This is a genomic window from Robertmurraya mesotrionivorans (assembly GCF_050971805.1).
Lineage (GTDB): Bacteria > Bacillota > Bacilli > Bacillales > Cytobacillaceae > Robertmurraya_A.
Genome location: NZ_JBPCCH010000001.1, coordinates 706,603 through 732,307, shown reverse-complemented (window position 1 = coordinate 732,307; position 25,705 = coordinate 706,603). Strand labels below are relative to the sequence as shown.

The following is a 25,705-nucleotide window of genomic DNA, read 5'->3' as shown; positions in this document are numbered from 1 at the left end:
CCTTTAATAAGCTAATTTATATAAAACATCTGTTAATAATTCAATACCTGTCTCCAAATCTTCCAAATTCGTAAATTCCTGTGGTGAATGACTAATTCCAGCACGGCTAGGTACAAACAATAAGGAAGTCGGGCAAGTTCCACCAAAAACTTGAGCGTCATGCCCAGCCCCGCTGATCATTTTTTGATAGCGGAATCGTCTTCTTTCTGCAATCTCACTTGCCCACTCGCACATTTCTTCATCCATCTTCACAGGCTTCACGTCCATCCATTGCCCGATGTCAACTTCTACATTTAAAACATCAGAGATACGCTTAAATTCTGTAAAAATATTTTGACAATATTGCTCAATAATTTCTTCCTGATGATGCCGAATATCTAAACTAAATTCTACCTCGCCAGCTACAACATTGGGTACATTCGGCTTTACGTTTAATCTTCCAACCGTAGCAACTAACATAGGATCTGTAAGCTTTGCCTTTTCTGTTAAAAAAGAAATTAGATGTGAAGCAGCGCTTACTGCATCTTTTCGAAACTGCATAGGGGTTGTTCCGGCATGATTACTTTCACCCTTAATACGAATGGTGTAACGGCGCTGACCAACTATATGAGTAACAATACCGATTTGGTTTTGATTTCGTTCAAGAATCATTCCTTGCTCTATATGAATTTCAACAAATCTCTCTATATCTGTACGAACCGGTGATGCGTATGACTTTGGATCAAAGCCCGCTTGCTTCATTGCTTCTAAAAACGAAATACCCTCACCATCCATGACATTCTCCACTCTAGTAAGGTTATAAGCACCACTAATATTCCTTGACCCCCAAAAGGTTAATGGAAAGCGACTTCCCTCTTCTTCACATAAAGAAACCACTTCTATTGTTTTTTTCGGGTATCCATATCTGTGAAACAGCCTTACCGTAGCTAATAAGCTTGCAATAATACCGTATGCACCATCGTACTTTCCACCGTCCACTACTGTATCAATATGAGAGCCTGTCAGAATCGTTTTTTCATTTCCACCTATACCTGGTAATCTACCAAATAAATTTCCCACACTATCAAAATACGTATATAACTTCGTTTGATCCATCATATTTTTTAATGCTACCTGTGCCTCTAGCCAGGCTGGTGAATACAGAAGTCTTGTTACACCCCCACTTTCTGTTTCTCCAATAGAAGCAAGCCATTCAATCACTGCTCCCACTTGTCCCTCTTCGATTAATTGTTTATTAACTTGAATGGCCATCCCCTTCACTCCCTATAATTAAAACCATGTTATTTTTCTTAACATCATCACGTTATATTATTAGTTTACCTATTTTCCCAGCGAACTTCATTAGCGTATATGTAAAATATCCGATAGTTTTTTATGCAAAATGACTAAATCATGATAAAATTAAACAAAAATACTTAATTTTCTGCATACTAAACGGAAGGAATGTTCCTATTGAAAGTAAATCAACTCTTAACTGTGCCGGATTTAAAAGGAATGAATATGATTGCCGGACAATCAGGAATTGAACGTGAAGTAAAGTCTGTTAATATGATGGATGCTCCCGATATCATCCACTACTTAAACAAAAATGAATTCCTTGTGACGACCGCCTACCATTTTAAGGATCACCCTCAGATGCTTAATAAATTAGTCAAAGCCATGGCTACACAAGGCTGCGCCGGGCTAGGAATAAAAACCAAACGATTTTTAGATAAAATTCCAGATGAAGTAATTGAACTAGCAAACGAACTTTCATTACCTGTGATTGAACTTCCTTTACATTTATCTTTAGGCGAAATCGTGAACCATTCTTTACGGGCCATTCTCGATCAACGCGCATCAGAATTAACATTTGCGCTCGAAACACATAAGCAGTTCACAAAAATAATTATGGAAGGCAAAGGAATTGGTCTTTTACTTCAAGATTTATCACAGATGATCCAGCGACCTGTCCGATTAATCGATCAGCATTTTAAGCCTATTTTCCAACAAGCAACAGAAGGAACATTCCCTATATTTTCAGATGAGATAACGTTCCCCAAGCCACCAACATCACCGATTTCTTTTTCAGTTTCTGACACAAGAGAGACGTATACTTTATTCCCCATACACATTAGCGAAAGAAAAAAAGGGTTTCTGATGATTAACGGAAAGGTTAAAAAAACAGATCAGTTAACTTCATTAACAATCGAACAAGCAACAAATGTGATTTCATTTTCTCTTATGAAAGAAAGTGCCCTCAGACAACAAGATCGAAGCATCCGTAACGATTTTTTCCTTCACTTTATCGACGGTACTTTTTCATCTCAAGAAGAAATCATTGGACGAGCAGCTGAATTCTCATTAAAAAATAATCAAAAGTACATTTGTGTAGTGGGTAAAATCGACGGAGATAAATTTCAGCCGTCTTATGCCGAGCGTCACGAAAAGGCAGACGTGATATACGATTTTATAGAAGGCGAAGTCTCTTCTACGAACCCTAAAATCCATTTTTTCACAAAAGGCGAGTCTTGCATTCTCCTATTTGAATCGGAAGAAGACATGTTACACCCTGGTATGTACTGCGAGTCTATTTTGGTTCAACTTCAGGAAAGAGTTTTCAAATACTATGAAAACACCATATCATTCGGAATCAGCAATTTGTGCCACATATTTATGGATGTCAAAAATGCCTACAAAGATGCTCTAGATGCCCTATCACAAGGAAAGTTTTCAAAACAAGTTGGTTATATTCAAACGTTTCAAGCAAAAGACATCACTGAATTGTTACGCATGGTTCCACAAGAAGATTTAAAAAACTTTTATTCTTTCGCTTTGAGTAGATTTACAGATATTAAAATAGAAGAAGAACAAACTTTACTAGATACATTGTCTGTATATTTAGAGACACACTGCCAAATTTCTGAAACCGCGAAAAGATTATTTATCCATAGAAATACGGTTGTTTACCGCATTGAAAAATGCGAAGAAATTCTAGGAAAAAGCTTAAAGGATTCGGAAACAACCTTACAAATAAGGCTAGCTTTACGGATTAGAGCCTTGTTACAAAACTAAAAATCCTACAAAAAAACTCAAGCATAAGCTTGAGTTTTTTATCTTTATATAAAATGAATAGAGTATAACTGAATCTTTAGTTATTTTAAACAATGACAGTTAGCAAAATATTGATTATGATGTAACTATTCGTAACATATAATGTTATATTATATTACACAAAATAGAAAGGAAGAGTACCTTATGCACACTATTAGCCAAATAAACGATACAAATCTTGAGGAATTTATGAACATAACCAATGGAATTTTCGAACATTCCCCATGGATCGCTCAAATAACTTTCAGCGGAAAACCTTTTTCTTCCTTACATCATTTACATCAAAGTATGGTGGAGGTAGTCAAACAAGCTTCCACAGAGCAGCAATTAACACTAATCAAAGCCCATCCTAATTTAGGGGAACGGATTGCAATGACAAATCATTCCATCGAAGAACAAAAAGGTGCTGGGTTACAAAATCTCACCAACGATGAGTACGAGCAATTCATTAAAACCAATCAAGAGTATATGGAGAAGTTTGGCTTTCCATTTATTTTAGCCGTTCGCGGAAAGAACAAGCATGAAATATACGAAGCGATGCAAACACGAATTTCTTCTAGTAAAGAGATTGAGTTTGAAACAGCTTTGACTGAAATATACAAAATTGCCCTTCTTCGCTTAGAAGAGATTATTAAATGAAAGGATGATATTTTATGAGTTTAGAAGCTTTAAATCTTCAGGTAAAAAAAGATCTCTCTTATCTTAATTTCGGTGGCACTAACTGGGTCCGCCCTCTCACTCATCCCGATGGACACGTTTACGATGTCGTCATTGTGGGTGGTGGCCAAAGCGGTTTAGGGACCGCCTTTGCATTATTAAAAGAACGGATATCTAATATTCTTGTTTTAGACGAAAATTCCGAAGGCTTCGAAGGCCCATGGGAAACGTACGCTCGTATGGTAACATTAAGAACACCTAAGCAATTAACCTCTGTCGACCTAGGTATCCCCTCCCTCACATTTCGCTCTTGGTCGGAAGCACAATTCGGACCAAAATGCTGGGACAATATTGATAAAATCCCTAGAGGAGATTGGATGAAGTATTTACGATGGTACCGCCAAGTACTTCAACTCCCTGTCATTAACGAAGTCAAACTTACCTTAATCGAACCTTCACAAGAAGGAATACACCAGCTTCACATCGAAGGAAAAGGTGCATCAACGAATAAAATATTAACTCAAAAAGTCATACTCGCCACAGGGATACAAGGCGGTGGCGAATGGCATATCCCACCTATGATTTCTGAAAATTTACCTAAGCATCTTTACGCGCACACATCAGAACAAATCGATTTTGAAGGTTTAAAAGGGAAGAAAATTGCCATTTTAGGTGGCGGTGCCTCAGCATTTGATAATGCTAATTTTGCCCTTACAGAAGGTGTAGCTGAAGCACATGTATTCGTTCGGAGAAAGGAACTTCCAAGAATTAACCCCATTCGGCAAATGGAAACATCAGGTATGATTGAACGCTTCCACTCTTTAACAGACTCAAATAAATATAAAATCATTTCCCACTTTTTTAAACACAACCAACCACCGACGAACGATACGTTTGCTCGCGCATCATCCTGGCCTGGCTTTAATCTCCACCTTGGTTCTCCTTGGCTTCATGTCGAGCCAAGCAACGACGGAGCGAAAATCACAACACCAAAAGGAACATTCCATTTTGATTTTTTAATTATCAGCACTGGATTACTAACCGATCCAGCTTTTCGTCCAGAATTAAAACTTGTTGAAAAGCATATTGCCAGATGGGAAGATCACTATCAACCTACAGAGGAGGAAGCAAACCCGATACTCGACGCACACCCTTATTTAAGTCCTGGTTTCGCATTCTTAAGCCGTGATGAAATTGGAAAAAAATTATTACATGGAATATTTGCTTTTAATTATTCTGCATTAATTAGTTGCGGAATTTCCGCCTCCGCACTTTCTGGAATGAAATTCGGGATCCCCAAACTCGTTTCAGCTGTAGCCGACCAACTTTTTTTAGACAATCAGGAAGAAATACTTACAAATTTCTTTAGCTATAAAGAAGTAGAATTTACTGGAGAATGGGACAAAGAAAGAGAATTAGCGGCAACAACAAAACACACCGAAACAGAAAAGGAGAAACAATGACAGGTCTAACTACACATATTTTAGATTTAACTCACGGCCAACCAGCCAGTAACGTAACCATTGAACTGTATTTTCAAGAAGAAAACTCAACAGAATGGACCCCTCTAAAAACTACTGTAACAAATGATGACGGGAGACTCGATTCCCCCTTCGTATCTGAAAAAGAATTAAAAACCGGTTGTTATGAGTTAGTTTTTCACATTGGTAGTTATTTTCGCAGCAAGAACATCGATTTATCTGATCCACCATTCTTAGATATGATACCTGTTCGCTTTAATATCGTAGACACAACAGTACATTATCATGTTCCACTACTAGTCTCCCCATGGGGTTACCAAGTTTATAAAGGAAGTTAAATACCACTACCACCTACTATTTATTAGGTGGTTTTCTTATTTCCTTTCCAAATAAATATCCCCGAGCAGGTTCACTACTCAGGGACTTGTATTTCTATTTACTTTATACCGTACCTATTGTAACACCCAACTCCTTCAACCATCTCCGGTAGGCTACGGATAGGATGTCAACTTTGTGGTTCAGTTCAGCTTGCAGATCTAACGGCAGTAATTCTGGTTTTTGTGTTTCGATGATCCAAGCATCTTGTTGAAATACAGTGTCCTGGAATTTAATAAAGTCTTCATCTGACACTTCATAACCGTAGTTTCTGGATACCACCATATATACCTTGCATTCTTTTTCACTTAACGGTAGTACCGTAAGCAAAATCCAAAGAGTTTGTCCCGTGTCAGCATCTCGTTTGGATAACCGAGCAGACATTGGTCGAAACACTTCTTTTACATACACGTAAGTTGTTCCTTCTCGAGCCTCAGATCCAGAATGCGCCACCGGCTGAAATATAGGTACTTCAGAGGTGAAAATTCGATCTTTTTCTTTTGTGATCGTAAAATCAGGAAGCTCCGCATAATCAGGATGCCCCAATAAACCACCATGAACATACATCAAATGAGCAAAATCAGTAAAGTTTTCAACCACACGCGTTCCTGCTGCCTTTACATCATAAGGACCACAAACTAGCGGCTTACGTGAAGGGTCTTCAAATTCTTCTAAGTATGGTAATTCCTTTGAAGGTTCACCTAAACAAACCCAGATAACCCCATATTTCTCTTGACAATGATACACTTCGGCTTTTGCTCTTTCCGGTATCTTCATATCCTTACCTTGTGCAGGAATACTCACGCATTTTCCTGCGTCATCATATTTCCAACCGTGATAAGGGCAAACAAGGCAATCATCGACAACATACCCCTCAGAAAGCATCGCCCCTCTATGAATACACAGATCCCTAAAGGCGTGTACACCTTTTTTAGACCGATAGATTGATACTCTTTCTCCCATTACAATGACACCAACTGGTTTATCGGTTAAATCGCTAGAAATATAGACCGGGTGCCATTCATTTTCCAACACTTTATCTTGTAATCTACCTTCTACAATAAGCGTCACACATACCCTCTCCCCTTTTTTTACTCAGTCAAAAACTCAGTTGTAAAAATTTCCTTTGCATCAAATGGTTCTTCTAATATTTTTAATTTATTTAATTGTTCAATCAAAATTGCCCAACGCTCTTCTGTCATATAACCTACTCCATGTTCTGCCGCATCCCCGCCATAAACAAACTCAGCTTGTGCCTCTGCTTCAAACTCCAATGATTCCAACTCAATATCTGGATTATCTTCCTGAATGACTTTGTTAATCTCCTCATATGAATCTTTGTAAAGATTCCAACCCTCCACAAACGCAGTAGTAAATGCTTTTACCGTTTCTTTATTTTCCTCTAAATAATCCTTTGTTACATATAACACAATATTGTAAGGGTCATAACCAGCATCAGAAATTAGCTTCGTATCTACTTCTACACCATCTAATTTCATAAAATATGGTTCAGACGTCACAAATGCTTGGGTTACAGAATTCTCGTCAGCTATAAAATTACCATGTTGACCTGTATGCGCTAATTCTTCCACATTACTCAAGTCGTATTGCGTCTTTAAATACTCCCAGTAAACAATCCCAGGCTGTACAAATACCTTTCTTCCATTTAATTCATCAAAATCTTCAATTCCCTTTCCTTTATGAAACATAAATGCTTGCGGGCTACCTTGCATGGAAGCTGCTACAGCAACCAGTTCAATTCCCTCATTTCTTGCATTTACTATTTGATCTGCATGAGCTAAACCAAATTCAGCTTTTCCTGAAGCGACCATATTAATAGAAGAAACCTGAGGTCCTCCCGGCTCGATGGTCACATTTAGTCCATTCTCTTCAAACAAGCCATTCTCACGAGCTGCGTACACTCCACCGTGCTGAGCTTTTGCAAACCAGTTGAGCACCAACTTAACATCCTTCAATTCCTCTTCATCGGCCCCACTTCCCTCACTTTTAGAGCTACTTGACTCCGTGTTACCACAAGCAGCTAATACTAACAACATGACCATCCCCACTAAAAGATACTTCGCTCTCATTAACACTTCCATTCGCTCTCTCCCCTTTTCTCTTTTTCTTTATTTTTCAACCTTCATCGCTGACTCGTGCCACGATTTAAGCATGAACCTCGAAACCGAGCTTACTAGAAGGTAAAAACCAATTCCAAATATCGCGCCAGCAATGGCACATGCAAATAAATAAGGTGTTTTTAATTGCACAGCAGCTACAGTGATAGCATACCCTAACCCCCCTCTACCTCCACCAATTCCAGCGATAAACTCCCCTGTTATCGCACCAACAATCGCCAACGTACACGAAATTTTTAATCCAGACATCATATACGGCATAGCCGCTGGAATCCGAAGTTTCCACATCGTTTGCCATTTTGAAGCATTATATAGTGTAAATAAATCACCCATATTTTTATCAACTGAATTCAAACCCATCAACGTGTTCGATACAACCGGGAAAAATCCAATTAAAAACGAAATAATCACGATCGAGTTAAATCCAGATCCAAACCAAATAACAATAATCGGAGCAATCGCCACAACCGGAATCGTCTGCAAGATAACCGCATAAGGATAAAGACTTACCTCTAATATTCTAGAACTCGCTAACAAAATCGAGATCCCAATTCCTACGATTGCACTAATGATAAACCCAATGATCGATTCTGTAACTGTAATCTGAATAGCTGGCCAGAGAAGATACCAGTCATCAATCGCTGCTTGTAAAACATCTGTCGGTTTCGGAAGAATAAATGGTTTAATTTCAAAGATGATTGGGATTGACTGCCACAAAGAAAGAAAGATTACCAAAGCAATGATTGGTCCAATTATCGTTCCCTTGACCTTCCCCCGAGTCTTCTTTTCATCTGTTATACTTGATTCAACTACCAATTTACTACGATTCGTTGTTGCTGTTTGACTGGTCATTCCTAGACCAACTCCTTTCGATTCAAGCTATGCTCAAGACTTTGAGAAGCTAAATCCACATACTCTGTAAATGCACTATTTACCCTGTCTCTTGGATAAGGCAGATCTACATCAATTAGGGAAGACAATCTTCCAGGACGCGCTGACATAACTGCGATTTTAGAGGATAGATATACCGCTTCGTATACATTATGAGTAACAAATAAAATAGTCGTATGTTCTTTTTTCCATATGTCTAATAAATCCATTTGCAGAGATTGCCTTGTCATTTCATCCAATGCAGCAAACGGCTCATCCATTAAAAGCAACTTCGGTTTAGCAGCTAGAGCACGAGCGATTGAAACTCTCATTTTCATCCCACCTGAAAGCTGTCTTGGATAGGACTTTAAATAGTCTTTCAAACCAACCATTTCAAGAACTCTCATAGCTATTTCTTTTCTTGTATTTTTATTAGATCCTCTCAATTCTAGAGGGAGCACCACATTATCAAGGACTGTTCTCCAAGGTAATAAATTCGAATCCTGAAATACGTAAGCAATATCATTTGAATTACGAATAAGATCCTTCGGGTTTTGACCGAACACCTCCACCTTACCTTTTGTCACTTCACCTAAACCCGCAACCATTCTCAAAGCGGTCGACTTCCCACAGCCTGAAGGACCTAGGAAACTAATAAACTCTCCCTCATGAATAGACAAGTCCAATTGACTTAACGCAACCGTACCCGTGTTGTAGATTTTATCCACACCTCGAAAAGATACTACCTCTTTTTGCATGGCCCCCATTACTACTCCTCCTTCTACTTTCTAAAACTGCAACTTATTTGAATATGTAACAATATTTAACATTTTTTGATAAGTCACTCATCTGCATTCCTTTCAAAGTCCACTATGTTATAAAACATACCACGCGATGTAACATAAACTCATTATATAATTTTCAGATTAGTTTGACATTAGCTAACATTTACAAACTTATCATTTCTTTTTAGTTACTTTAACCAAAGCTTTAAATCATAGGTAAAATGCTTGGGAGATTAAATGACAATAATAAAACCCAGTGAATACACACTGGGCCTAGCATACCTTGTTTCTCTCTATTAACTTAGGAAAATCGCGCCGACCGCTAACCCTCCAACTATCACAAATGCAGGGTGCACCTTCCACCTTTCGATGAGCAAAAGACTCACAATAGCGATTACAAAAGTTGACCATAAACCATTTGAAAAATAGGAGGTTTGGAAAAAATCAAAAGTAAGGCTGGCCATCAAAACTGCTACTGCTGGCAGGACAATCATTGATAATCTTTTCACTTTCGGCGAATCTTTGTACTTGAATAGTAACCTTAGTAGGACAATCATGATAAATAATGAAGGGGTAATCGTAGCAAGCACACCAGTGACCGCACCAAGCGCTCCCCCTACCTCATAGCCAATATAACCAGCCATTTTGGTAGCTATCGGTCCCGGTAACGCATTTCCCAACGCTAATACTTCACTAAATTCACTTGTCGTCATCCAACCATAACGACTAACCACTTCATGTTCAATTAAGGGTATGGATGCCGGTCCTCCTCCATATCCAATAATGCCAGGAATGAAAAATGCAATAAAAATTTGTATATAGATCATAAGCTCTCACTATTTCCTTTTACTTGTATATCTATTCTGTCCTTCTTATCAGACATGGTAACTGCTATAACTAATAACCCTCCAATAACAATTCCTGGATGCACATCTAGAATTTCCATCACGATAAAGCTACCTAATAGAAGAAAGACTCCCTTTTTCCAACCAAAGCCTTGTTTTGTTTTTTTGATAAAATCCCAAGTTAGCGTGGCCATCATGACTCCAACAATTGGGACAACTCCATTAGTCATTCCTTCAACCCTAGGATGATCCTTAACTTTATTAAATGAAGTTAATAAAAGTAACATTAAAAGAATGGTTGGTAGGACAGTGGCAAGTACAGCATTGAGCATACCCCTGATACCTCCCACTCGGTAACCAATATATCCAGCCATCTTCGTCGCTATCGGTCCCGGGAGAGTATTTCCCAACGCCAATACATCACTAAACTCCTGATCATTCATCCATTTAAATGTCCCTACCACCTCTTTATGTACAAGAGGAATCGTAGAGGGACCACCACCAAACCCTAACATTCCGGACCTAAAAAATGCGACAAAAATATCCCATTGTAGTCTCATCTAAAAGAACACCCACTTTCTGTAGTCAGGCCGCAAATACGTGCGCTAGTAACCAAGTGCCGCACCATCTCCACGCGGATCCGCACCACCATATTTTATCTTGCTATCCGGATTGATTAATATCGCACCTGCATGACCCATAATATCACTAAACTCTGATACACACTCAATCTCATGCCCTTTCTCTTTTAGCTCTCTACGGATAACACTAGAAATTCTTCCTTCTACTTTTACGCTGTTGGATTCAGCTCCCCATGTACGACCGTATAACCATCTTGGAGCTTCAATGGCAACTTGGACGGGATAGTGATAATCAAGTATCCTTGTGACTAATGCAGCCTGCGTTTGCGGTTGTCCTTCTCCTCCCATCGTCCCATACACCAAGTATGGATCCCCTCCTTTAAACAGCATCGCAGGATTGAGAGTATGATAGGTTCGCTTTTTTGGTTGAAGGCAATTGACATCATTCTCAGTTAGAGAAAAGAAGCTTCCTCGATTTTGTAGGACAATACCTGTATTCTTAGGGATAAAACCAGAACCGTACTCATGGTAAATGCTTTGTATAAGTGACACAGAATTTCCGTAGCGGTCAACCACACCAAGCCAAACTGTATCCCCCTTTGGATCCAACTTCTTCTCTAATTTGCTGCTTTTATTAAATGTAATTTTACGAGCCAGTTCTTCTCCTCTTTTCGAGGAAAGAAGCTCCTCTAGCGGGATATAGGAGAAGTCAGGATCTGTTAGATAGTGGTCACGATCCTCAAAAGCTAGTTTAGTAGCTTCAATTAGCAAGTGATAATAATCGGATGAACCCTCTGTCAAAGATGGTACATCAAAATCATTTAATATATTTAATATGGACAACGAAGCAAAACCTTGTGTATTAGGTGGCAGATTATACACAGTGTGTCCGCGATAATCTACCGAAATAGGATCAACCCAATCGGAATGATGAGAAGCAAAGTCATCAGCAGTTAATATTCCCCCATTAGCGTTAAGGTCTTTCGTGATATTCTTGGCCAACATCCCCTTATAAAACAATTCGCTACCTTCTTCAGCTATTCCCTCTAATGTGATTGCTAAATCTGGTTGCTTCATTACATCTCCTGCGCAATAGGAAAGACCACTTGATTTTGTAAATATCTTTTTAAATTCAGAGTATTTCTGCAAATGCCTTAACTGATTGTCGGTTTCATCAAGATTTACGCGGGTCCAATATTCCTGACTAGGGGTAACCGGATACCCGTCTTTAGCATAGCTAATAGCAGATTGGAGCAACTCTTTCCATCGAAAACATCCCCTCATATTTTCGACGGAATATCGAAAAGCCTTTTCCCAGCCTGCAATAGCACCCGGTATTGTATTGGCAGCTAGAGCCCCCCTGGGTGGAATTTTTTTTAATCCTTGCTTCTTGTAAAAATCAATCGTTGCAAGTTCACCCGAACGACCACTGCTATTTAACGCTTTCAGTTCCTTATTGTGGGAATTGTATATTAACCAAAAATTATCACCACCTATGCCGTTCATATGCGGATACACAACTCCAATGGTGGACGCAGCTGCAATGGCGGCTTCTATAGCGTTTCCTCCCTCCTGCAGCACTTTCATACCTGCTTGTGAGGCTAAATAGTGAGGAGTGGTAATCATGCCATTCGGTGCCATAGTGGTAGGTCGATAGGAAGAATGTAAAGATCGATACATCAGAAAACCCCTCCATATAAATTCAATAATTGCTTGAATACTAATAAATATTTGTTGTCTCTTCCGCTTCAACAGGATTTTGCAACGGCGCAAACCCGTCTATTCGGCATTCAACAATATTATTTTCTTTCAAAACAACAGAGCCAGGAGTCCCCGTCATGATAATATCTCCTGGAGTTAAAGTGACTATTTTCGAAAAAAACGAGACGATAGACCAGGGACTAAACAGCATATTTATGACCTCGTTCGAGTGAGCTATCTCTCCATTTAAAACCGTTTGAACGGTTATATCATCTAAATTAGTAACTTCATCTTTAGTAATAAGTTGTGGACCGAAGCTAAAAAAGGTATCAAATATTTTTGAGATTTGTAAAAAGCGAGGATTACGTGTATGAAGATCTTTTGCTGTCATATCTAAAGTTGCCGTGAATCCTGCGACTACTCCCGGCACCTCGTCTTGCTCTATATTCCGACACATCTTGCCAATAATAATCCCCAGCTCCCCTTCTGCCGTCACTGTATGAGAGTAAGCAGGTAATCGTATCGTTTCCATCGGGCCAATGAGACTGGAATCTGGTTTCAAAAAACTTACTGGTTCTGTTTCAGTTGGTGTAAAAGACAACTCTTTTACCTTTTCAAGGTAGTTCATCCCTACTCCAAGTATTTTCTTCGGTTTTCTATATAGGGCCGTATATGTAAAGTCTTTGGTATTGATTTTCGGATAAGTATTTAGCCCCTCGGCACCTTTATTTTGATACCAATTTTTCAACTCTTCTAGCTGATTCATTAGTAACAAATCAAATATAGAAGTTTCCCAGTTTGCACCTTCAATTCTATTCAATTCCGTTATCAATATCGCTTCTCCACCATGTATAATGGCAGCTTCTTCCTGATTCATATATTTTATTGTTGCTAATTTCATGGAGTATCACCTATTATCGCTAATTTATTTGTTAATTGTTGTACCCAACGCAATAATTTCAAATCTGAATGATGATTGGCAATGATAGATAATCCAATCGGAATTCCATTCTCCTTTATTAAAGGAATCGTCACTTGCGGAAACCCCGAGAGTCCCGCTATACATGTTAGCTTCATTGTTTTCGAACGGTATTGTTCCATTTCTTCAACCGTTAAATTTCGCATTGGTGCTTCCCCTGAGGTAGTAGGTATAACTAAAAGACCATTACTATTTAACAAGGCAGACAGTTGATCCGTTATTAGCTCCCTTTCCTCTTCATATTCACTTAAGTACTCTTTACATAGCGTACTTGCCCATTGAAAACGTTCAGCAATCCCAGCACCAAAGGCAGGCTTCACACGGTTTATCCAATCCCCATGTTCATTCCAAATCTCAATGCCTTGGATATTCCTAAATAATTCTGCCCACTTTGAAAGTCCATCCTTTGTGATGTTCACATATTGAGTACTATAGTTTTCTTTTAACACCTCAATATTTTGCAAATAACTACCTTTTGTTTGGTTTTCTACATATGACCATGCTTCATTTTCAAAAAACAAAGAGGAAAACTCCTCCATATCATTTGTACCTTCACGAATAAGAACCTCGCCTACTGCAAGCAATAAATTTGGATCTCTTGTCATCCAGCCAACCGTATCAAAGCTTTTAGCAAGCGGGATCACTCCTTTACTATCAACTAGTCCATGTGTCGGTCTGAAACCAAATATCCCACAATAAGAAGAGGGGACACGAATGGAACCTCCCGTATCAGTCCCAAGTGCAAAATCCACTAAACCAGCTGAAACCGCCACAGCTGAACCACTTGAAGATCCACCAGGTATACGATCAGCCGATCTTGGATTAACCGGTGTCCCATAATGAAAATTTTCGCCGTTCAAACTGTACATTAATTCATCCGTATGGGTCGTACCTCTAAGACAGGCGCCTTGCTCTAACAGTTGATTAATAACAGGCGCGTGTCGCTTGAAAGCTTGATGAGACTGTAACCAATCAGGATTTCCCGCACTGCTTCGATAACCCTTAATCTCAAACACATCCTTTACACCGAAGGAAAGCTCTTTTAATTGACCCGACTCTGTCTGTTTGATATTTAGGTGGTCGTTTATAAACGCATTCCATTTGTCATCCATTTCTCTTTCCTCCTTCAGAATGTCCCTTTCCATGTCAGCTTTCATCACATTTCCTTTTATTATAGTTTGATTATTCTATCAAGTCATTGGCATTTCAACTAAATATTTATTCACTTTTGGTCAAAATAAACAATCAAATAAGGTAAATACTTAAATAAAATAAAAAAACGGCCACATGTGGCCGTTTACCATTTCCAATGATTAATAAGTTTTCCCTTTTGATGAAAACATTTTTCTTTAGGTATTATGTTAGATACGGTAAGGATCAGTGAAGGTACTTTCTCAACATTAAAAACAATGATTCCTTCTTCTTCACTTTTAATAAGAAAGGACTGGCCATGCGCATAAGATGGGAGAAGATTTCCTAGCTGAATAATCCAATTCACTATTGTTAACTGAACGTCTTTCGGAACTTGGATATTGGGAGAGAATCGTAAAATCCAATCCTCTTTATCAATGGAAAATCGGTACATGCCCTCACCCTTATCATTTCAAATTTTCCTTATAAAAATATATGCCTCGCTTTACACCTTATTCATCGTTTACTACTTTCTCAATATTTAACTCACGATTCATTTTGAGGTCAATGATTTGATCATTTACTTGCACAAGAGTTCGGAGAGGGTCATAACGATCAACCATTATGATTTTCCCAATACTTCCGTCACTTAGCATAACCGATCGACCGATAATACTGTCCATTAATTTATACAGGAATAAAAGCGTAATATTAGCATCTAACTTTCCGAATGCATGATCTTGAAGGTGTCTTAATGCCGTATAATAGGGCAGCGGCTCTTGATAAGCACGTCTAGATAACATCGCATGAAACATATCAGCTATCGCGACAATTTTGGAATACAAATCAATTTGATTACCTACTAGCCCCTTAGGATATCCCCTTCCGTCCTCCCGTTCATGATGATGAAGTGCCACAAGAGCCACACGGTCGCTTAACTGATCAATCTTACGAAGGATTTCATATCCATAACTAGTATGAAGCTGCACTTCCTCGTATTCTTCCTTTGTAAGCTTTCCTTTTTTATTTAAAATAAATGGATCAACCCTTGTCTTACCTATATCATGCATTGTCGCTCCGATTGCTAATTCTCTCAGTTCACCTTCAGAGAGCTTTAACCATTTACCAATCATCAAGGAGATAATCCCTACACCAATGGTATGTCTGTATGTATATTCTTCCGTTTTGTTTAATTCATAAAATAAGTGATATATATGAGGGATTTCTGAAGCTTGAGATATTACAGGAAGGATTTCTTTCTCTAACGTACTTATATTTAATTCTTCACCCAGCATTAAATTAGAAAAAATCAATTCCACTTGCTTTGATGCTTGATTAATTTTTGCGGTAATGTTTTTTATTGCCTCTTTATTTGAGTAGCCATATCGTATTTGGTCTTTGGCCTCATTTCCTAATTTTTCAAGAATATCATCAATCTCTTGAACAGTTAAATGCTCTTTCTCCATTGCTATCCCTCTTCTTCTATTAAGGATATGAATCTATTTAAATCATATCAAATTCCTTTTTAGTAGAATAGGTATTTTTTCCATTTCAAAGGTGATTTTCATAGGTGGAAAGTCTTTCAATATGAGTGAAATTCTAGCGATAATTTATTGACTATTCACATATATTTCGTGTATATTAGAAGCATCATTAATCAGAATATATTTCCTTACTTGTTACATTTAGTTAAATATGTTCGGCTTGATGGTAATATATACTTGGGGACCTTATGTGTCTTGAAAGGCTTAGGAGGAAAAGTTTATATGCAAAATGGTAAAGTAAAATGGTTTAACAATGAAAAAGGCTTTGGATTCATCGAAGTTGAAGGTGGAGACGACGTATTCGTACACTTCTCAGCAATCCAAGGTGAAGGTTTTAAGTCATTAGAAGAAGGTCAAGAAGTTTCTTTTGAAATCGTTGAAGGAAACCGTGGACCACAAGCTTCTAACGTAGTTAAGCTATAATCCAATATACTACTAGTAGGCTGGCTTTTTGCCAGCCTTTATTTATTAATCAAGTCAGTCTTTTTCCCATCTCTTTTATTTTCTCCCCAACCGTACAATTAGTAATACAAAATCGATGTGCGTATCTTCTCCCCTTTTCATCTTTGTGATGCTTATGTAGGAAACATTCCTTACAATAACGTCCCATTAATTCTTCTACTTCTCGTAATATTTGTTGCCTACTCAGCATAATCCCCACCTTTTATTAAATCACCTGCATTTTACTATGAATAGACTTACCTTCTAGAGCTTGAGTCGCCAACTTATCACTTTCTTTATTATCTTTTCTAGAAATCGCTTCATAACGAGGAAGTAAGCCTAGTTTTTTTACTTTTTCTTCTATCCGATCAAGCCAGCGATTTAAATTTTCCTCGTAACACGGCCATTCTCCTTCTAGTTGTTTCAGAACCACCTGTGAATCTCCTTTAATATCACAAGGAAGCTTAGTTACTCCAAGCTCTTCTAGCAGATCAAGAGCAAAGTACAAAGCTGCATATTCCGCTTCATTGTTTGTCTCCATCTCATCAATTACTTCATTTGCACGAAGACGGAATTTCTTTTTTCCTTGTTTATAATAAATAACCGCACCAATACCTGCCCGATTGCTGTTAATGTCATGTCCACCGTCAAAGTACACAATAACATCATGCGGTTCCTCCTCAATTTCTTCCGATAACTTTTTCATTTCCTTAAGGGTCCACGTTGAGCCCATCTCATCATGAAATTCTAAATCAAGTACTTTTCCAGTTTTCTCAAGCTCTTCACCAGCGGTTATCGCATCCTCAGCTGATAAAAAATCATTAGAAGTTAAAGCTACTGGATCAATATTTTTTATTTTATATTTATACTCTAATTTATATTTCATTCTTTTCATCCTCTCTTTATGTATAGCTACTTTTTACGATGTTTTTATCTTTTCCTTTTTAAAAAAAAAATTACAAAAGATTGGTATTTTGGTCTTAGAGCTTTTTTCTGACAATTCATACGCTTAATCAAAAAATATGTTAAACTAGCTTATACTATGTAAAAATGACGTTTATTGGAGGAAATCAATGATTGAAGTATACATTGATGGCGCTAGCGCTGGCAATCCAGGTCCTAGTGGAGCTGGTATTTTTATTAAAGCGAATGGCAAAGTTGAACGCTATTCTATCCCATTAGGTGTAATGAGCAACCATGAAGCTGAATATTATGCTTTTATTGAAGCATTAAAAATATGTAAAAAGAATGGATATCAAGTAGTCTCCTTTCGGACGGACTCAGAACTGGTAAATCGAGCAATTGAAAAGGAATTTGTGAAAAATAAGCAATTTGCTCCTTTACTTGAAGAAGCATTAACTCTTTCTAAAGATTTTGATTTATTTTTTATGAAATGGATTCCAAGTTCAGAAAATAAATCAGCAGATGAACTCGCCCGAGCAGCTATTCGAAAAAATGAAACCATCAAGGAGAACGAGGACATATGAAAAAGTCATTATTTGCGGACATTAGTTTACTTATGGTTGCCCTTGTGTGGGGTTCAACTTTTGTGCTCGTTCAAAATGCGATTGCATCCTTACCACCAAACGCGTTTAATGCCATTCGTTTTTTTATCGCTGCTCTTATTCTTGGCGGATGGCTAGTGATATTTGAACGCAAACAACTACTACAACTCAATCGATTCATCCTTACATCTGGTATATTACTCGGAGGATGGCTATTTGCAGGATACGCTTTTCAAACAGTTGGATTGCTTTATACTTCGTCCTCTAAAGCTGGTTTTATCACTGGACTAAGCGTTGTACTTGTTCCGCTTTTTTCTCTATTTTTACTGAAACAAAAGCCAACAAGAAATGCTTTAATCGGAGTGGGCATTGCAACGATTGGATTATATCTACTAACTTTAACAGATATAACATCATTAAATCGAGGTGATGCATTTGTCCTCGCTTGTGCCGTTGGTTTTGCCATGCATATAATCTTCACGGGTAGGTACAGTGAAAAGTTCCCCACTTTGTTGCTGACTGTTATTCAAATTTTCACAGTGTCTATTTTGTCAGGTTTGTTAGCTTTATTTACTGAAGATTATTCTTTAGCCTTTCGTCTAGATATTCTAGGACAACAAGATGTACTAATTGCTTTACTTATTACTTCTGTATTCGCAACAGCTCTAGCCTTTTTTGCTCAAACAAGCTTTCAAAAATATACGACTCCAACAAGAGTTGCCTTAATTTTTGCCATGGAGCCTGTGTTCGCTGCCATTACTGCTTATGTTTGGGCCGCTGAAAGACTAACATCCAATGCGTTACTCGGCTGTATATGTATCTTTGCTGGAATGATTTTTGCCGAACTGCCAGTAAAAAAAAAGCATTCCATATATACAGAAAAAAAGCAAGCGATATAAAAAAAGCGTGTGAATCTCACACGCTTTTTCTATATTGTCAGCAGCTCGGCTTCTCTTATAAATTGATAAGCCTCTTTTTTCGTTTTAATTTGATTTGACATAAGCCATTCAAGTAGAGACACATAAAAGCTACCATCAAAGCTTTTTTGAGCCTTTAGTGTGACTTCAATCGCCACATTTGCTAGTTCATCAGAAGCACCGGTATAATTTTTTCCAAAATAAATAAAGCCAATCGCATCATCCTTTAGAAGGAATCCTTTGTCTAATAAATGACTTACGTACTCTTCCGTACTCAAGGTTCTCTACACTCCCTATGATTGCTTCACATCTTCTTGATTTTATCTCATCAATCGACATTTTTCTATCTTTTTCTATCCATTAAATAGCCTAAAGTCCCGGTTAGTACCCCAAGAAGCGCTCCACCCACTACTTCTTCTGGCTTATGACCAAGCATTTCCTTCAATTTATCTGGGGCCTTTTCTTCAAAATGCACGGGTTTTTCATGATTCACTTTATCAAGTAAATCATCCAAGTCATTCACTTTTAAAGTAAGCTCACCCGTTTGCCGTCTTATTCCCTGTGCATCATACATAACAATTAATCCATAAACAAGAGACAGAGCAAAATCAATGGTCGGTAATCCACGATTTAAGGCAATATATGTTGTTAAGGAAGCGACACCAGCGGAATGGGAGCTAGGCATCCCACCCGTTTGAAAAAACAAATCCGGTCTAAACTCCTTCTTCTTCCAATAATGAATGGGAATTTTTAATCCCTGTGCTAAAGCTATACTTGAAAGCGCTATATAGACACCTTTATTCACATTCTCTCACCTCCTTTTTATTGTGAAGAAAGGAGAGTGAGATTATGCAATTAGGTAATAATATAATCGTTAAGGCAGTAACAACCTTATATTAGGAGGAATGAAAATGGGAGGAAAAAACTCACATACAAACCGTGGTACAAAAGCTCCTGGTGTGAATCCTCAAGGATATGGACAGGATGCTGAATTTACACCGAATCCGAAAAGTAAATTAGAAAATAGAGCTAAGAAAAGCAATACTAAGATTTAATTAGAAAAAAGCTGCCCAAATTAACGGGCAGCTTCGATTAAGCTAATATTTGCTGGTCTGGCAATAAACGATCCAGCCCTCTAAACTCAACCTCTTTAAACTTTGTTAGAACTTTCTCCTGGTTGAATTGGAATACTGATTCCTCGTGTGAGAAGGAAATCGGAACATCACATTTGATTTCAGCAAGCTTTCTGCTTAAATAAAGCATGTCCAAATCCTGCTCTATTTTTGTTTTTTGCGCTTTAGTAAGCAATTGTAAATTCGAAACAATCCCTTCAACATGCTCAAATTGTTGAACTAACTTAAGGGCTGTTTTTTCACCAATTCCTTTTACACCTGGATAATTATCACTAGGATCTCCCATTAACGCTTTTACATCAATCATTTGCCTCGGGAGAATTCCCTTCTCTGTATAGAAGGAGTCAGGGGTATGAACGGCATAATTCCCAAACCCTTTTTGAAGCAATATGACCTTAATTCGCTCATCTAACAGTTGAAGAATATCACGATCTCCTGTTAATATGCTAACCTCAAAATCGTTCATCGAAGACTTGGCAATTGTTCCGATACAATCGTCTGCCTCATACCCTTCTAACCCGATATTAGGAATGTCAAATGCACTAACTACTTCCTTGACTAAATCAAACTGCGGGATCAATTCAACGGGTGCATCTGAGCGATTTGCTTTATAATTTGTAAACATTTCATTTCGGAATGTTTTGCTTCCCATATCCCAACAAACGGCTACATGGCTTGGCTTAAAGGTTGATATCGCCGTTAAAAAATGTTTCACAAAACCATGAACACCATTTGTTGGTATTCCTTTAGAATTTATCATAAATTGACCCGATACACTTGTTGCAAAAAAAGCACGAAATAATAGTGCCATTCCATCAACAAGTAAAAGGGAACGATCTGTAGATTGGTTTGTCATTCATGGTCCTCCTTTTAGAGCATAATCCCCATTATATCATGAAAATTAATTATCAAAGATGGTATTGTTTTCTTTATTATGTTCTCTTAACCTTAATTCCTTGTTTCTCTAACTCATAGTACATAGCAATTTTTGCTTTCCTTACATTTTCATTTAACAAAAAAGTATAACTTTTATCGTTTGAAAAAGTAAGGGTAAGTGTCCCGCTACTCATCATTCCGTTTTTGACGATTGCTTGTTCTTCTGCGGAAGTAATGTCCTCCCATGTATATTTTTCATCTTCAAAGCTCAAAAAGCGATTTAGAACTATGCCTGATTGGTTTGCATAATGATATTGATTGATACTCAATACAAAGATCAGCACACTTAGTATATACCCTACCGTTATAAAACCCTTCATTCCTTTAGTCATCTTATCTTTATATATAGCAATAGCTGTTCCTATTAACATCGCAGCTACAAGAAGAATTCCACCAATAAAGGCATAATAAGCATTTTTAGGAGGCTCAAAAAACCACTCCCCACTTGGCTTATAAAGTAAAAATTGGATTGGAGCAAGAAAAAACAAGGCAATAAAGATAGATCCAAGAATTAAAATAATGGCTATCGGAACTAACATTTGAGTATAGTCTGTTTTTTTCTTTTTTGTAACAGTATATCCACTAGAAATCATATGTACCCCCGAGTAATTAGAATTTTTTTACAATTCTAATTATAACGATAAGAAAATAAAAAATAAATCCCTTTTCAAAGGGATTTATACAGTAGTTATTTACTTAATAGTTCTTCTAGCTTAATTTCTGTTTCCTCCAGCATACTAATAGAGGTTTCATCGCTAAGTGCAGCCCGTAACCCTTCATAATAGTCAAGGCACTCTCTACTAATTTGTTCTTTCAATTGACGGATCTCAGAATTCATCACTTCTTGATAATGCTCCTTTAATCGTTTACTTCCTTCCTCTACATAACTGTTCGCTAGTGGAGACAAAATGGCTTCTAGTTCCTCCATCATAAGTCGTTTCTCATTCCGTTCAAAAAACGATTTTGGATTTTTAAAATAGCTCAATGCCTTTTTAAACAAGGGAGCCTCCAAATTCTCGAAAGCATTATTAAACTCTATGCTCTTCCAGGCACGTTTCTCAAACGAATGAAAGGATATATCTTTATTGATATCTGCAATCGAGCCTTCTAGAAGCTGTTCAACTTCAACCACTAGCTTTCCAATGAATGACTCAATTCTTAGTGAAGTCGCTCGTAATTCTTGAGCAAAATCATATCCAATACTTGTTAAAAATTCTTCAAGTCCTCTTTGTAACGCCTGTTTCATACTTCTTCCATCATCCTTTAATAGAGATGGATTAAACGCCTCTTTAAAGAAATCATTAAATCGATAAAATACTCTTTGCTTAATATAAAAGGCTAACTCATCTGTTTCTAAATTTAATCTTTTTTGAAGATTTTTTTCTTGATCATCTCTACGAAGCAGATTTCCAATAGTTGTCTCTTGATCTTTTAGAGTTAACAAGTAAGATTCCTTTTTTTCTCGGTTCAGCTTCGCATTATGGATAAAAGCTTTTAGTACATGATTCACTCGATTTAGATCTGACAGAGCAGAGTTTAGGGCAATCTCGGTTAAGTCGTGTTCAATAAACGAATAGAACCTTTCTTCGAATTGTGCCAATCGAGAGCCTTCTTGTATCGCTTCTAATTTTTCTTTTAAACCTAACATGCTTGAAACTGGATAAATATGAGGCATACGAATTCCATATTGAATTAATTGCTCTGTTACGTAACCAAGTACTTCTTGGACCTCTTCTTCATCACGCGCCAAGTCAATTGCATTTACAAGAAAGAACATCTTATCCATCGAAAAGGTATCCTTAACTCGACCAAGCTGTATTAAAAACTCGCGATCGGCTTTTGAAAAGGCATGATTATAATAGGTCACAAAGAGGATCGCATCTGAGTTTTTGATATAGTCAAAAGCAACACCTGTATGTCGTGCATTAATAGAATCCGCCCCTGGTGTATCGACTAGCGTGATTCCATGACGAGTTAGTTCACAATCATAGTACAACTCAATACTTTCTACAAAACACGATTTTTCTTCCTTTGCAACGTAATCAGCAAATTCTTCTAACTGTGTTTGAAGGGTATCTCCGAAGTGACTTTTTGCAAACTCGTATCCCCGTAAAAATGCCGTTAAAAAAGAATAATGAACCTTTCCTTGAACATCTAACAACGTATCAGTAGGATCTATTGATTGGATCACTTGAACTGCATGGTCTAACGATTCCGCTGAAAGCTCAAACAAGTGTAAGGACCTTTTTACTTCCTCAAGTAAATTCTCTGCACTTTTAAATTTAACTTTCACTAAACCATGCTTATTTTCATCTGTAACAGGCATGATTTTATTTATCGCTGCCGTAGTTGGATTAGGAGAAACCGGTAGAAGCTTCTGCCCTATTAATGCATTTGCAAATGAGGATTTGCCTGCACTAAAAGCACCGAAAAGAGCGATGGTAAATCCTCTATGAGCCAATCTTTCAGATGTTAATGTCAGTTCCTCTGAATTCGTTTTAAATCCCGGTACATCCTGTAACAAGTTCGCTGCTGTTTTAAGCTTTTTCACTACCTCCCTCACTTGAAGTCCAGTATGTGTTGACTGTACCTCATCTGTAGGTGTTTCTATGGTCTTCTCTACCTTTTTAGTTGAATCTACAGGTATATCTGTATCTTTTTCTGTAGAAGTCATAATCTCAAATTCTTCATTCACAATAAGAAGTTTTTCTACCTCATGATCCCTTATCTCATCGCAATTGATATTTTTAGTTACCATTAGTTCCATTGTATCTTTGGACTTTTGTTGGCTATCCGTTATGGTTTTTAACTCTGACCATGTATGATCAAACTCTTTTATGACTTTTAACTCTTCCTCCCATTTCGAAGCCTTACTGCTCATCTTAACACCTTGAATTTTTAGGAAATCTTCCATAAATGGCTCGAGTTCTCTCCTAGCAAGGTTTTTCACGCTTTCCGCTACATCGTTTGTATAGTTCAAAACGTATTCTCCAGATAGTCGTGCATCCTTCTTTTCCGCATTTAACAGAAGCTCTGATGTAAACGGCACAGTATATTCCTGTATCTTCGTTAGTAAATCTGCACTATTGATGTCTTCTTCCTTTAAAAAGCGAGTAATCGCATCTTTCAAGTGCCATTCAAGTTGCGATTTTACTTTCTCTTGCATATCAGATAAAAATGCATGTAATCTCGCTTGGCGTTCTTGTTCCGTCTTATTTTTAGAAAACAATAATCCAACTTTAAACTCTCGCTGTCTCGACTCAAGAAATTTTTCCGCAAGTTCTCTCGTTTGAAAGGGCATTAAATAGGCATTTTTTAAAATATCAATAATAACAAGCTCTAACTTCCTCTTTTGTTCAGTTAGTGCTTCCACTTGTATGTCTAATTGCTGTTGTAACTCTACTATCTTCCCTTGTAAGTTATTCCATTCACCTTCTGGTAGAGCGCTAAGTTTTTGTTCAAGCTTTTCAATTGTATCTTTATTCTGATTGAATTCGAATACAATTTGTTCTTGAATAAGCTTTTTGAGAGAATTTGAAACTGAGAGTTCTAACAACTGATCCTTCATAAGGACTTTTTCAGTAATAAACGATTGTAGATCTTTTAACTCATTGTGGGGATGGTTTCGTTCCTTTAGCGTCGTATAAAATATACGACCCGGTTTCACTCCCCATGAGGCAAAGGATTCTTTTACACTTTGTTGAAACTTGAGAAAACTCAGTTCTTCCTCACGATGCTTATCGATTTGATTTACAACTAAGAAAACTTCCTTACCTTCTTCGGTTAGTTCCTTTGTAAACATGAAGTTAACCTCAGATTGGACATGATTATAATCCATGCAATAAAACACAAGATCCGCTAGATGTAAAGCTGACTCTGTAGCGATTCGATGAGCATCATCTGTTGAGTCAATCCCTGGTGTGTCTAATATCGCTGTACCAGATGTTAGCTTCGTGCTACTCTTGCTAATCTCAATAGACGTTATTTCGTCTCCATTTTTGCAGTACGTTTTGACCATACTATAGTCGTATGGAGCCTTGTAGTATAGAGGCCTTCCTTCGTTGAAATAGACCTTCGCATAGTCCTCCCCTGATTTCACTTTTACTAAATTCGCACTCGTTGGAATAGGGCTGGAAGGAAGAATATTTTCACCAATTAAGGTATTGATCATGGTTGATTTTCCCGCTGAAAAATGACCACAAAATGCAATAGCATATTCTCTCTCTTGAAGTTTTATAGCTAATTGTTTTGCTTTTAGTGCTGTTTCTTCGTTTCCCCTTGAAAGAAAATATGTATGTAGATTGGCAATACGTGATAGTGTGATCTGTGTATCATGTTGAAAGATTGTATTTGACATGGTTCTACCCCTTGTTTGAACTTTTTCCTCTTTATTTTAACTGATTTTTCACGCATTTCCCAAATAAAAAAAATCAGGTTTACATTCACCTGATTTTTTTATTTATTTAATTGAATAGCTTGCGGTTTGCTTACATTCTTTAACACATGCTTCATTAACAATCCATAAACGACAACTGTTCCGCCAATAAAAATCGTTACCATTTGCAAACACCGTCCTCTTTATTGAGAGTGAGA

At 37.5% G+C, this 25,705-nt stretch carries 27 protein-coding genes; 8 read left to right on the top strand and 19 right to left on the bottom strand.

What is annotated here, in order from left to right; all coding sequences use genetic code 11:
* Positions 1-3: 3 nt before the first annotated feature.
* On the bottom strand, positions 4-1,251 hold the full coding sequence (allC, locus tag ACRX5O_RS03745) for an allantoate deiminase (protein WP_433904662.1): 1,248 nt from the start codon (positions 1,249-1,251) through the stop codon (positions 4-6).
* A 201-nt stretch (positions 1,252-1,452) separates the two neighbouring features.
* Here allC and ACRX5O_RS03740 point away from each other — a divergent pair, with 201 nt between their 5' ends.
* The 4 genes from ACRX5O_RS03740 (at position 1,453) to uraH (ending at position 5,569) form a co-directional block, all read left to right on the top strand.
* Positions 1,453-3,054: a PucR family transcriptional regulator gene (locus ACRX5O_RS03740; RefSeq protein WP_433904661.1), complete on the top strand. Its 1,602-nt coding sequence runs from the start codon at positions 1,453-1,455 to the stop codon at positions 3,052-3,054.
* Between the two features lie 183 nt (positions 3,055-3,237).
* Positions 3,238-3,732 (top strand): 2-oxo-4-hydroxy-4-carboxy-5-ureidoimidazoline decarboxylase, encoded by a 495-nt coding sequence (uraD, locus tag ACRX5O_RS03735; protein WP_433904660.1) that lies wholly within the window; start codon positions 3,238-3,240, stop codon positions 3,730-3,732.
* A gap of 14 nt (positions 3,733-3,746) precedes the next feature.
* The gene (locus ACRX5O_RS03730) at positions 3,747-5,213 is read left to right on the top strand and encodes an NAD(P)-binding domain-containing protein (protein WP_433904659.1); all 1,467 of its coding nucleotides are present in this window, start codon (positions 3,747-3,749) and stop codon (positions 5,211-5,213) included.
* Positions 5,210-5,569 (top strand): hydroxyisourate hydrolase, encoded by a 360-nt coding sequence (gene uraH / locus ACRX5O_RS03725; RefSeq protein ID WP_433904658.1) that lies wholly within the window; start codon positions 5,210-5,212, stop codon positions 5,567-5,569. The genes ACRX5O_RS03730 and uraH overlap by 4 nt, the downstream gene beginning before the upstream one ends.
* A gap of 103 nt (positions 5,570-5,672) precedes the next feature.
* Here uraH and ACRX5O_RS03720 read toward each other — a convergent pair whose 3' ends face one another.
* The 11 genes from ACRX5O_RS03720 to ACRX5O_RS03670 form a co-directional block, all read right to left on the bottom strand.
* A complete protein-coding gene (locus tag ACRX5O_RS03720; protein WP_433904657.1) occupies positions 5,673-6,677 on the bottom strand; it encodes an aromatic ring-hydroxylating dioxygenase subunit alpha in 1,005 nt (334 codons plus the stop codon).
* A 20-nt stretch (positions 6,678-6,697) separates the two neighbouring features.
* On the bottom strand, positions 6,698-7,708 hold the full coding sequence (locus tag ACRX5O_RS03715; protein ID WP_433904656.1) for an ABC transporter substrate-binding protein: 1,011 nt from the start codon (positions 7,706-7,708) through the stop codon (positions 6,698-6,700).
* 27 nt (positions 7,709-7,735) lie between these two features.
* Positions 7,736-8,596, bottom strand: coding sequence for an ABC transporter permease (locus ACRX5O_RS03710; RefSeq protein ID WP_433904655.1), 861 nt, complete (start codon positions 8,594-8,596; stop codon positions 7,736-7,738).
* A 2-nt stretch (positions 8,597-8,598) separates the two neighbouring features.
* Positions 8,599-9,381, bottom strand: a complete 783-nt coding sequence (locus tag ACRX5O_RS03705) for an ABC transporter ATP-binding protein (RefSeq protein WP_433904654.1) — start codon at positions 9,379-9,381, stop codon at positions 8,599-8,601.
* A gap of 314 nt (positions 9,382-9,695) precedes the next feature.
* Positions 9,696-10,226, bottom strand: coding sequence for a chromate transporter (locus ACRX5O_RS03700; RefSeq protein WP_433904653.1), 531 nt, complete (start codon positions 10,224-10,226; stop codon positions 9,696-9,698).
* Positions 10,223-10,804 carry a chromate transporter gene (locus ACRX5O_RS03695; RefSeq protein ID WP_433904652.1) on the bottom strand — a complete coding sequence of 194 codons (582 nt, stop codon included), beginning with the start codon at positions 10,802-10,804 and terminating at the stop codon, positions 10,223-10,225. The genes ACRX5O_RS03700 and ACRX5O_RS03695 overlap by 4 nt, the downstream gene beginning before the upstream one ends.
* Positions 10,805-10,849: 45 nt before the next feature.
* A complete protein-coding gene (ggt, locus tag ACRX5O_RS03690) occupies positions 10,850-12,505 on the bottom strand; it encodes a gamma-glutamyltransferase (RefSeq protein WP_433904651.1) in 1,656 nt (551 codons plus the stop codon).
* A gap of 40 nt (positions 12,506-12,545) precedes the next feature.
* Positions 12,546-13,427: a fumarylacetoacetate hydrolase family protein gene (locus ACRX5O_RS03685; RefSeq protein ID WP_433904650.1), complete on the bottom strand. Its 882-nt coding sequence runs from the start codon at positions 13,425-13,427 to the stop codon at positions 12,546-12,548.
* Positions 13,424-14,617 (bottom strand): amidase, encoded by a 1,194-nt coding sequence (locus ACRX5O_RS03680; protein WP_433904649.1) that lies wholly within the window; start codon positions 14,615-14,617, stop codon positions 13,424-13,426. Before ACRX5O_RS03680 ends, ACRX5O_RS03685 begins: the two co-directional genes overlap by 4 nt.
* Before the next feature lie 185 nt (positions 14,618-14,802).
* Positions 14,803-15,090 carry a hypothetical protein gene (locus tag ACRX5O_RS03675; RefSeq protein WP_119708881.1) on the bottom strand — a complete coding sequence of 96 codons (288 nt, stop codon included), beginning with the start codon at positions 15,088-15,090 and terminating at the stop codon, positions 14,803-14,805.
* A 58-nt stretch (positions 15,091-15,148) separates the two neighbouring features.
* Positions 15,149-16,102: an HD-GYP domain-containing protein gene (locus ACRX5O_RS03670; protein WP_433904648.1), complete on the bottom strand. Its 954-nt coding sequence runs from the start codon at positions 16,100-16,102 to the stop codon at positions 15,149-15,151.
* Positions 16,103-16,402: 300 nt separating this feature from the next.
* On the opposite strand from ACRX5O_RS03670, the gene cspD reads away from it, so the two are divergent.
* Complete coding sequence (gene cspD / locus ACRX5O_RS03665; RefSeq protein ID WP_066047720.1) at positions 16,403-16,603, top strand: cold-shock protein CspD; 201 nt, start codon at positions 16,403-16,405, stop codon at positions 16,601-16,603.
* Between the two features lie 49 nt (positions 16,604-16,652).
* On the opposite strand, the gene ACRX5O_RS03660 is transcribed toward cspD, so the two are convergent.
* Both ACRX5O_RS03660 and ACRX5O_RS03655 read right to left on the bottom strand, forming a co-directional pair.
* Entirely contained in the window at positions 16,653-16,832 is a 180-nt protein-coding gene (locus ACRX5O_RS03660) for a zinc-finger domain-containing protein (protein ID WP_377059135.1), read from the bottom strand.
* A 15-nt stretch (positions 16,833-16,847) separates the two neighbouring features.
* A complete protein-coding gene (locus ACRX5O_RS03655) occupies positions 16,848-17,507 on the bottom strand; it encodes a reverse transcriptase-like protein (protein WP_433904647.1) in 660 nt (219 codons plus the stop codon).
* A gap of 187 nt (positions 17,508-17,694) precedes the next feature.
* On the opposite strand from ACRX5O_RS03655, the gene ACRX5O_RS03650 reads away from it, so the two are divergent.
* Positions 17,695-18,108 (top strand): reverse transcriptase-like protein, encoded by a 414-nt coding sequence (locus tag ACRX5O_RS03650; RefSeq protein ID WP_433904646.1) that lies wholly within the window; start codon positions 17,695-17,697, stop codon positions 18,106-18,108.
* Positions 18,105-19,025 carry a DMT family transporter gene (locus ACRX5O_RS03645; protein ID WP_433904645.1) on the top strand — a complete coding sequence of 307 codons (921 nt, stop codon included), beginning with the start codon at positions 18,105-18,107 and terminating at the stop codon, positions 19,023-19,025. The genes ACRX5O_RS03650 and ACRX5O_RS03645 overlap by 4 nt, the downstream gene beginning before the upstream one ends.
* A gap of 29 nt (positions 19,026-19,054) precedes the next feature.
* Here the strand turns inward: ACRX5O_RS03645 and ACRX5O_RS03640 are convergent, their stop codons facing one another.
* Both ACRX5O_RS03640 and ACRX5O_RS03635 read right to left on the bottom strand, forming a co-directional pair.
* Positions 19,055-19,321, bottom strand: coding sequence for a DUF6123 family protein (locus ACRX5O_RS03640; RefSeq protein WP_251514807.1), 267 nt, complete (start codon positions 19,319-19,321; stop codon positions 19,055-19,057).
* Positions 19,322-19,386: 65 nt separating this feature from the next.
* Positions 19,387-19,848, bottom strand: coding sequence for a divergent PAP2 family protein (locus ACRX5O_RS03635; protein ID WP_340904428.1), 462 nt, complete (start codon positions 19,846-19,848; stop codon positions 19,387-19,389).
* A 106-nt stretch (positions 19,849-19,954) separates the two neighbouring features.
* Here ACRX5O_RS03635 and sspL point away from each other — a divergent pair, with 106 nt between their 5' ends.
* Positions 19,955-20,098, top strand: coding sequence for a small, acid-soluble spore protein L (gene sspL / locus ACRX5O_RS03630; RefSeq protein WP_119708888.1), 144 nt, complete (start codon positions 19,955-19,957; stop codon positions 20,096-20,098).
* A 37-nt stretch (positions 20,099-20,135) separates the two neighbouring features.
* Here sspL and ACRX5O_RS03625 read toward each other — a convergent pair whose 3' ends face one another.
* The 3 genes from ACRX5O_RS03625 to ACRX5O_RS03615 form a co-directional block, all read right to left on the bottom strand.
* Positions 20,136-21,032 carry a 5'-3' exonuclease gene (locus ACRX5O_RS03625; RefSeq protein ID WP_433904644.1) on the bottom strand — a complete coding sequence of 299 codons (897 nt, stop codon included), beginning with the start codon at positions 21,030-21,032 and terminating at the stop codon, positions 20,136-20,138.
* Positions 21,033-21,108: 76 nt separating this feature from the next.
* Positions 21,109-21,705, bottom strand: coding sequence for an MFS transporter (locus ACRX5O_RS03620; RefSeq protein ID WP_433904643.1), 597 nt, complete (start codon positions 21,703-21,705; stop codon positions 21,109-21,111).
* Positions 21,706-21,800: 95 nt separating this feature from the next.
* Positions 21,801-25,469, bottom strand: coding sequence for a dynamin family protein (locus tag ACRX5O_RS03615; protein WP_433904642.1), 3,669 nt, complete (start codon positions 25,467-25,469; stop codon positions 21,801-21,803).
* Positions 25,470-25,705 lie beyond the last annotated feature (236 nt).